The sequence below is a fragment of the Acinetobacter sp. YH12095 genome, from assembly GCF_013419245.1.
Taxonomy (GTDB): domain Bacteria; phylum Pseudomonadota; class Gammaproteobacteria; order Pseudomonadales; family Moraxellaceae; genus Acinetobacter; species Acinetobacter towneri.
On sequence record NZ_VPAL01000030.1, the window covers coordinates 1 to 7,815 of the forward strand.

The window sequence follows — 7,815 nt, forward strand, 5'->3', positions numbered from 1 at the left end:
GGCCAGGCCTCAGCATTTTATTATGGTGATCCCCTGGGCGAAATGCGCCTGGTAAGCAGAGTTTTTGAAATGTAAGGCCTTTGAATAAGACAAAAGGCTGCCTCATCGCTAACTTTGCAACAGTGCCACATCAAGGCCCGATCCTTGGAGCCCTTGCCCTCCCGCACGATGATCGTGCCGTGATCGAAATCCAGATCCTTGACCCGCAGTTGCAAACCCTCACTGATCCGCATGCCCGTTCCATACAGAAGCTGGGCGAACAAACGATGCTCGCCTTCCAGAAAACCGAGGATGCGAACCACTTCATCCGGGGTCAGCACCACCGGCAAGCGCCGCGACGGCCGAGGTCTTCCGATCTCCTGAAGCCAGGGCAGATCCGTGCACAGCACCTTGCCGTAGAAGAACAGCAAGGCCGCCAATGCCTGACGATGCGTGGAGACCGAAACCTTGCGCTCGTTCGCCAGCCAGGACAGAAATGCCTCGACTTCGCTGCTGCCCAAGGTTGCCGGGTGACGCACACCGTGGAAACGGATGAAGGCACGAACCCAGTGGACATAAGCCTGTTCGGTTGGTAAGCTGTAATGCAAGTAGCGTATGCGCTCACGCAACTGGTCCAGAACCTTGACCGAACGCAGCGGTGGTAACGGCGCAGTGGCGGTTTTCATGGCTTGTTATGACTGTTTTTTTGTACAGTCTATGCCTCGGGCATCCAAGCAGCAAGCGCGTTACGCCGTGGGTCGATGTTTGATGTTATGGAGCAGCAACGATGTTACGCAGCAGGGCAGTCGCCCTAAAACAAAGTTAACTCGAGGGAGAAATCGTGAAGTTATCACTAATGGCTGCCAAGTCGAAGAACGGTATTATCGGTAATGGACCAGATATTCCATGGAGCGCCAAAGGCGAGCAACTTCTATTTAAGGCAATTACATATAATCAATGGCTTTTAGTTGGACGCAAAACTTTTGAGTCAATGGGCGCTCTCCCAAATCGAAAGTATGCAGTTGTAACTCGCTCTAATTTTTCTACGAATGATGAGGGTGTAATGGTTTTCTCCTCAATTCAGGATGCCTTAATAAATTTAGAGGAAATCACGGATCATGTTATCGTTTCTGGTGGTGGTGAAATATACAAAAGCTTGATTTCCAAAGTAGATACTTTGCATATTTCAACAGTCGACATCGAGCGAGATGGAGACATAGTTTTTCCTGAAATCCCAGATACATTCAAGTTGGTATTTGAGCAAGATTTCGAGTCTAACATTAACTATTGTTATCAAATCTGGCAAAAGAGTTAACAAGCGCCTGCAATCTGACCTCCGGTTACTGTCACCTTTTTTTGCGGTGGAGCTGCAAAAAAGGCGCCATTAACCTCCGGCAGTTGAGGCGGGCGTTAGCCATATTATGGAGCCTCATGCTTTTATATAAAATGTGTGACAATCAAAATTATGGGGTTACTTACATGAAGTTTTTATTGGCATTTTCGCTTTTAATACCATCCGTGGTTTTTGCAAGTAGTTCAAAGTTTCAGCAAGTTGAACAAGACGTTAAGGCAATTGAAGTTTCTCTTTCTGCTCGTATAGGTGTTTCCGTTCTTGATACTCAAAATGGAGAATATTGGGATTACAATGGCAATCAGCGCTTCCCGTTAACAAGTACTTTTAAAACAATAGCTTGCGCTAAATTACTATATGATGCTGAGCAAGGAAAAGTTAATCCCAATAGTACAGTCGAGATTAAGAAAGCAGATCTTGTGACCTATTCCCCTGTAATAGAAAAGCAAGTAGGGCAGGCAATCACACTCGATGATGCGTGCTTCGCAACTATGACTACAAGTGATAATACTGCGGCAAATATCATCCTAAGTGCTGTAGGTGGCCCCAAAGGCGTTACTGATTTTTTAAGACAAATTGGGGACAAAGAGACTCGTCTAGACCGTATTGAGCCTGATTTAAATGAAGGTAAGCTCGGTGATTTGAGGGATACGACAACTCCTAAGGCAATAGCCAGTACTTTGAATAAATTTTTATTTGGTTCCGCGCTATCTGAAATGAACCAGAAAAAATTAGAGTCTTGGATGGTGAACAATCAAGTCACTGGTAATTTACTACGTTCAGTATTGCCGGCGGGATGGAACATTGCGGATCGCTCAGGTGCTGGCGGATTTGGTGCTCGGAGTATTACAGCAGTTGTGTGGAGTGAGCATCAAGCCCCAATTATTGTGAGCATCTATCTAGCTCAAACACAGGCTTCAATGGCAGAGCGAAATGATGCGATTGTTAAAATTGGTCATTCAATTTTTGACGTTTATACATCACAGTCGCGCTGATAAGGCTAACAAGGCCATCAAGTTGACGGCTTTTCCGTCGCTTGTTTTGTGGTTTAACGCTACGCTACCACAAAACAATCAACTCCAAAGCCGCAACTTATGGCGGCGTTAGACATCATGAGGGTAGCGGTGACCATCGAAATTTCGAACCAACTATCAGAGGTGCTAAGCGTCATTGAGCGCCATCTGGAATCAACGTTGCTGGCCGTGCATTTGTACGGCTCCGCAGTGGATGGCGGCCTGAAGCCATACAGCGATATTGATTTGTTGGTTACTGTGGCCGTAAAGCTTGATGAAACGACGCGGCGAGCATTGCTCAATGACCTTATGGAGGCTTCGGCTTTCCCTGGCGAGAGCGAGACGCTCCGCGCTATAGAAGTCACCCTTGTCGTGCATGACGACATCATCCCGTGGCGTTATCCGGCTAAGCGCGAGCTGCAATTTGGAGAATGGCAGCGCAATGACATTCTTGCGGGTATCTTCGAGCCAGCCATGATCGACATTGATCTAGCTATCCTGCTTACAAAAGCAAGAGAACATAGCGTTGCCTTGGTAGGTCCGGCAGCGGAGGAATTCTTTGACCCGGTTCCTGAACAGGATCTATTCGAGGCGCTGAGGGAAACCTTGAAGCTATGGAACTCGCAGCCCGACTGGGCCGGCGATGAGCGAAATGTAGTGCTTACGTTGTCCCGCATTTGGTACAGCGCAATAACCGGCAAAATCGCGCCGAAGGATGTCGCTGCCGACTGGGCAATAAAACGCCTACCTGCCCAGTATCAGCCCGTCTTACTTGAAGCTAAGCAAGCTTATCTGGGACAAAAAGAAGATCACTTGGCCTCACGCGCAGATCACTTGGAAGAATTTATTCGCTTTGTGAAAGGCGAGATCATCAAGTCAGTTGGTAAATGATGTCTAACAATTCGTTCAAGCCGACCGCGCTACGCGCGGCGGCTTAACTCCGGCGTTGGGCGCACAATAAGGCTCCTTGCAGAGTTGCTTGAAAGTTGTTACGATTCAAATTTAATCATGAGATAGTCAGCAGATGAGCACTTCCAAGAACGCAGACAAGTAAGCCGCAGCAACCTTCATTTTTCGGTTGTTGCGGCGTTCTCATGAATCCTTTTGCTCTACGGGAGCGCCGCCAAATCCTTTGTTCAAGGAGATGGTTTCGTGCGCTCAAAAAACTTTAGTTGGCGGTACTCCCTTGCCGCCACGGTGTTGTTGTTATCACCGTTCGATTTATTGGCATCACTCGGCATGGACATGTACTTGCCAGCAGTGCCGTTTATGCCAAACGCGCTTGGTACGACAGCGAGCACAATTCAGCTTACGCTGACAACGTACTTGGTCATGATTGGTGCCGGTCAGCTCTTGTTTGGACCGCTATCGGACCGACTGGGGCGCCGCCCCGTTCTACTGGGAGGTGGCCTCGCCTACGTTGTGGCGTCAATGGGCCTCGCTCTTACGTCATCGGCTGAAGTCTTTCTGGGGCTTCGGATTCTTCAGGCTTGTGGTGCCTCGGCGTGCCTTGTTTCCACATTTGCAACAGTACGTGACATTTACGCAGGTCGCGAGGAAAGTAATGTCATTTACGGCATACTCGGATCCATGCTGGCCATAGTCCCGGCGGTAGGCCCATTGCTCGGAGCGCTCGTCGACATGTGGCTTGGGTGGCGGGCTATCTTTGCGTTTCTAGGTTTGGGCATGATCGCTGCATCTGCAGCAGCGTGGCGATTCTGGCCTGAAACCCGGGTGCAACGAGTTGCGGGCTTGCAATGGTCGCAGCTGCTACTCCCCGTTAAGTGCCTGAACTTCTGGTTGTACACGTTGTGTTACGCCGCTGGAATGGGTAGCTTCTTCGTCTTTTTCTCCATTGCGCCCGGACTAATGATGGGCAGGCAAGGTGTGTCTCAGCTTGGCTTCAGCCTGCTGTTCGCCACAGTGGCAATTGCCATGGTGTTTACGGCTCGTTTTATGGGGCGTGTGATACCCAAGTGGGGCAGCCCAAGTGTCTTGCGAATGGGAATGGGATGCCTGATAGCTGGAGCAGTATTGCTTGCCATCACCGAAATATGGGCTTTGCAGTCCGTGTTAGGCTTTATTGCTCCAATGTGGCTAGTGGGTATTGGTGTCGCCACAGCGGTATCTGTGGCGCCCAATGGCGCTCTTCGAGGATTCGACCATGTTGCTGGAACGGTCACGGCAGTCTACTTCTGCTTGGGCGGTGTACTGCTAGGAAGCATCGGAACGTTGATCATTTCGCTGTTGCCGCGCAACACGGCTTGGCCGGTTGTCGTGTACTGTTTGACCCTTGCAACAGTCGTGCTCGGTCTGTCTTGTGTTTCCCGAGTGAAGGGCTCTCGCGGCCAGGGGGAGCATGATGTGGTCGCGCTACAAAGTGCGGAAAGTACATCAAATCCCAATCGTTGAGAGAATGTGGCAAGCTATCGCCCAACAAATCGCTGCAGCCGACCCAAAACCGCTACGCGGTTTCGGTCGGCTGAGCTCAGGCGTTAAACATCATGAGGGAAGCGGTGATCGCCGAAGTATCGACTCAACTATCAGAGGTAGTTGGCGTCATCGAGCGCCATCTCGAACCGACGTTGCTGGCCGTACATTTGTACGGCTCCGCAGTGGATGGCGGCCTGAAGCCACACAGTGATATTGATTTGCTGGTTACGGTGACCGTAAGGCTTGATGAAACAACGCGGCGAGCTTTGATCAACGACCTTTTGGAAACTTCGGCTTCCCCTGGAGAGAGCGAGATTCTCCGCGCTGTAGAAGTCACCATTGTTGTGCACGACGACATCATTCCGTGGCGTTATCCAGCTAAGCGCGAACTGCAATTTGGAGAATGGCAGCGCAATGACATTCTTGCAGGTATCTTCGAGCCAGCCACGATCGACATTGATCTGGCTATCTTGCTGACAAAAGCAAGAGAACATAGCGTTGCCTTGGTAGGTCCAGCGGCGGAGGAACTCTTTGATCCGGTTCCTGAACAGGATCTATTTGAGGCGCTAAATGAAACCTTAACGCTATGGAACTCGCCGCCCGACTGGGCTGGCGATGAGCGAAATGTAGTGCTTACGTTGTCCCGCATTTGGTACAGCGCAGTAACCGGCAAAATCGCGCCGAAGGATGTCGCTGCCGACTGGGCAATGGAGCGCCTGCCGGCCCAGTATCAGCCCGTCATACTTGAAGCTAGACAGGCTTATCTTGGACAAGAAGAAGATCGCTTGGCCTCCCGCGCAGATCAGTTGGAAGAATTTGTTCACTACGTGAAAGGCGAGATCACCAAGGTAGTCGGCAAATAATGTCTAACAATTCGTTCAAGCCGACGCCGCTTCGCGGCGCGGCTTAACTCAAGCGTTAGATGCACTAAGCACATAATTGCTCACAGCCAAACTATCAGGTCAAGTCTGCTTTTATTATTTTTAAGCGTGCATAATAAGCCCTACACAAATTGGGAGATATATCATGAAAGGCTGGCTTTTTCTTGTTATCGCAATAGTTGGCGAAGTAATCGCAACATCCGCATTAAAATCTAGCGAGGGCTTTACTAAGCTTGCCCCTTCCGCCGTTGTCATAATCGGTTATGGCATCGCATTTTATTTTCTTTCTCTGGTTCTGAAATCCATCCCTGTCGGTGTTGCTTATGCAGTCTGGTCGGGACTCGGCGTCGTCATAATTACAGCCATTGCCTGGTTGCTTCATGGGCAAAAGCTTGATGCGTGGGGCTTTGTAGGTATGGGGCTCATAATTGCTGCCTTTTTGCTCGCCCGATCCCCATCGTGGAAGTCGCTGCGGAGGCCGACGCCATGGTGACGGTGTTCGGCATTCTGAATCTCACCGAGGACTCCTTCTTCGATGAGAGCCGGCGGCTAGACCCCGCCGGCGCTGTCACCGCGGCGATCGAAATGCTGCGAGTCGGATCAGACGTCGTGGATGTCGGACCGGCCGCCAGCCATCCGGACGCGAGGCCTGTATCGCCGGCCGATGAGATCAGACGTATTGCGCCGCTCTTAGACGCCCTGTCCGATCAGATGCACCGTGTTTCAATCGACAGCTTCCAACCGGAAACCCAGCGCTATGCGCTCAAGCGCGGCGTGGGCTACCTGAACGATATCCAAGGATTTCCTGACCCTGCGCTCTATCCCGATATTGCTGAGGCGGACTGCAGGCTGGTGGTTATGCACTCAGCGCAGCGGGATGGCATCGCCACCCGCACCGGTCACCTTCGACCCGAAGACGCGCTCGACGAGATTGTGCGGTTCTTCGAGGCGCGGGTTTCCGCCTTGCGACGGAGCGGGGTCGCTGCCGACCGGCTCATCCTCGATCCGGGGATGGGATTTTTCTTGAGCCCCGCACCGGAAACATCGCTGCACGTGCTGTCGAACCTTCAAAAGCTGAAGTCGGCGTTGGGGCTTCCGCTATTGGTCTCGGTGTCGCGGAAATCCTTCTTGGGCGCCACCGTTGGCCTTCCTGTAAAGGATCTGGGTCCAGCGAGCCTTGCGGCGGAACTTCACGCGATCGGCAATGGCGCTGACTACGTCCGCACCCACGCGCCTGGAGATCTGCGAAGCGCAATCACCTTCTCGGAAACCCTCGCGAAATTTCGCAGTCGCGACGCCAGAGACCGAGGGTTAGATCATGCCTAGCATTCACCTTCCGGCCGCCCGCTAGCGGACCCTGGTCAGGTTCCGCGAAGGTGGGCGCAGACATGCTGGGCTCGTCAGGATCAAACTGCACTATGAGGCGGCGGTTCATACCGCGCCAGGGGAGCGAATGGACAGCGAGGAGCCTCCGAACGTTCGGGTCGCCTGCTCGGGTGATATCGACGAGGTTGTGCGGCTGATGCACGACGCTGCGGCGTGGATGTCCGCCAAGGGAACGCCCGCCTGGGACGTCGCGCGGATCGACCGGACATTCGCGGAGACCTTCGTCCTGAGATCCGAGCTCCTAGTCGCGAGTTGCAGCGACGGCATCGTCGGCTGTTGCACCTTGTCGGCCGAGGATCCCGAGTTCTGGCCCGACGCCCTCAAGGGGGAGGCCGCATATCTGCACAAGCTCGCGGTGCGACGGACACATGCGGGCCGGGGTGTCAGCTCCGCGCTGATCGAGGCTTGCCGCCATGCCGCGCGAACGCAGGGGTGCGCCAAGCTGCGGCTCGACTGCCACCCGAACCTGCGTGGCCTATACGAGCGGCTCGGATTCACCCACGTCGACACTTTCAATCCCGGCTGGGATCCAACCTTCATCGCAGAACGCCTAGAACTCGAAATCTAACGTCCGTTCGGGCATCGAGGTCCATGTCGGGGTGGGACGGGCCCGTGGCTTCAAGATCACTTGCAGTCCGACCGCGAGGCACTGTTGCAAAGTTAGCGATGAGGCAGCCTTTTGTCTTATTCAAAGGCCTTACATTTCAAAAACTCTGCTTACCAGGCGCATTTCGCCCAGGGGATCACCATAATAAAATGCTGAGGCCTGGCC

The 7,815-nt window shown here is 52.6% G+C and carries 6 protein-coding genes and 5 pseudogenes; 9 read left to right on the top strand and 2 right to left on the bottom strand.

The features are described 5' to 3' along the window. Window positions 1–75 (top strand): annotated as a pseudogene (locus FTU35_RS12805) (IS6 family transposase); the annotation flags it as partial. Between the two features lie 53 nt (window positions 76–128). On the opposite strand, the pseudogene intI1 reads toward FTU35_RS12805, so the two are convergent. Then, window positions 129–665 (bottom strand): annotated as a pseudogene (intI1, locus tag FTU35_RS12810) (class 1 integron integrase IntI1); the annotation flags it as partial. Between the two features lie 155 nt (window positions 666–820). On the opposite strand from intI1, the gene dfrA16 reads away from it, so the two are divergent. The 8 genes and pseudogenes from dfrA16 to FTU35_RS12850 all read left to right on the top strand — a co-directional run bounded on the left by dfrA16 (window position 821) and on the right by FTU35_RS12850 (window position 7,611). Further along, the gene (dfrA16, locus tag FTU35_RS12815; protein ID WP_032490158.1) at window positions 821–1,294 is read left to right on the top strand and encodes a trimethoprim-resistant dihydrofolate reductase DfrA16; all 474 of its coding nucleotides are present in this window, start codon (window positions 821–823) and stop codon (window positions 1,292–1,294) included. 164 nt (window positions 1,295–1,458) lie between these two features. Then, window positions 1,459–2,325: a PSE family carbenicillin-hydrolyzing class A beta-lactamase CARB-2 gene (locus FTU35_RS12820; protein ID WP_001931474.1), complete on the top strand. Its 867-nt coding sequence runs from the start codon at window positions 1,459–1,461 to the stop codon at window positions 2,323–2,325. A gap of 117 nt (window positions 2,326–2,442) precedes the next feature. After that, window positions 2,443–3,281 (top strand): annotated as a pseudogene (locus FTU35_RS12825) (AadA family aminoglycoside 3''-O-nucleotidyltransferase). A gap of 214 nt (window positions 3,282–3,495) precedes the next feature. Beyond that, the gene (locus tag FTU35_RS12830) at window positions 3,496–4,755 is read left to right on the top strand and encodes a chloramphenicol efflux MFS transporter CmlA6 (protein WP_001256773.1); all 1,260 of its coding nucleotides are present in this window, start codon (window positions 3,496–3,498) and stop codon (window positions 4,753–4,755) included. Between the two features lie 92 nt (window positions 4,756–4,847). After that, a pseudogene (aadA1, locus tag FTU35_RS12835) lies at window positions 4,848–5,686 on the top strand (ANT(3'')-Ia family aminoglycoside nucleotidyltransferase AadA1). 116 nt (window positions 5,687–5,802) lie between these two features. Continuing rightward, complete coding sequence (locus FTU35_RS12840; RefSeq protein ID WP_000679427.1) at window positions 5,803–6,150, top strand: quaternary ammonium compound efflux SMR transporter QacE delta 1; 348 nt, start codon at window positions 5,803–5,805, stop codon at window positions 6,148–6,150. After that, the gene (gene sul1 / locus FTU35_RS12845) at window positions 6,144–6,983 is read left to right on the top strand and encodes a sulfonamide-resistant dihydropteroate synthase Sul1 (RefSeq protein ID WP_000259031.1); all 840 of its coding nucleotides are present in this window, start codon (window positions 6,144–6,146) and stop codon (window positions 6,981–6,983) included. Before FTU35_RS12840 ends, sul1 begins: the two co-directional genes overlap by 7 nt. Window positions 6,984–7,110: 127 nt before the next feature. Then, the gene (locus FTU35_RS12850) at window positions 7,111–7,611 is read left to right on the top strand and encodes a GNAT family N-acetyltransferase (RefSeq protein WP_000376623.1); all 501 of its coding nucleotides are present in this window, start codon (window positions 7,111–7,113) and stop codon (window positions 7,609–7,611) included. A gap of 129 nt (window positions 7,612–7,740) precedes the next feature. Here FTU35_RS12850 and FTU35_RS12855 read toward each other — a convergent pair. Then, window positions 7,741–7,815, bottom strand: a pseudogene (locus tag FTU35_RS12855) (IS6 family transposase); the annotation flags it as partial.

Bases quoted from the DNA above. Each gene is read 5' to 3' on its own strand.
- FTU35_RS12820 (WP_001931474.1), top strand. From the start codon at position 1,459: ATGAAGTTTTTATTGGCATTTTCGCTTTTAATACCATCCGTGGTTTTT.
- FTU35_RS12840 (WP_000679427.1), top strand. From the start codon at position 5,803: ATGAAAGGCTGGCTTTTTCTTGTTATCGCAATAGTTGGCGAAGTAATC.
- sul1 (WP_000259031.1), top strand. From the start codon at position 6,144: ATGGTGACGGTGTTCGGCATTCTGAATCTCACCGAGGACTCCTTCTTC.
- FTU35_RS12850 (WP_000376623.1), top strand. From the start codon at position 7,111: ATGGACAGCGAGGAGCCTCCGAACGTTCGGGTCGCCTGCTCGGGTGAT.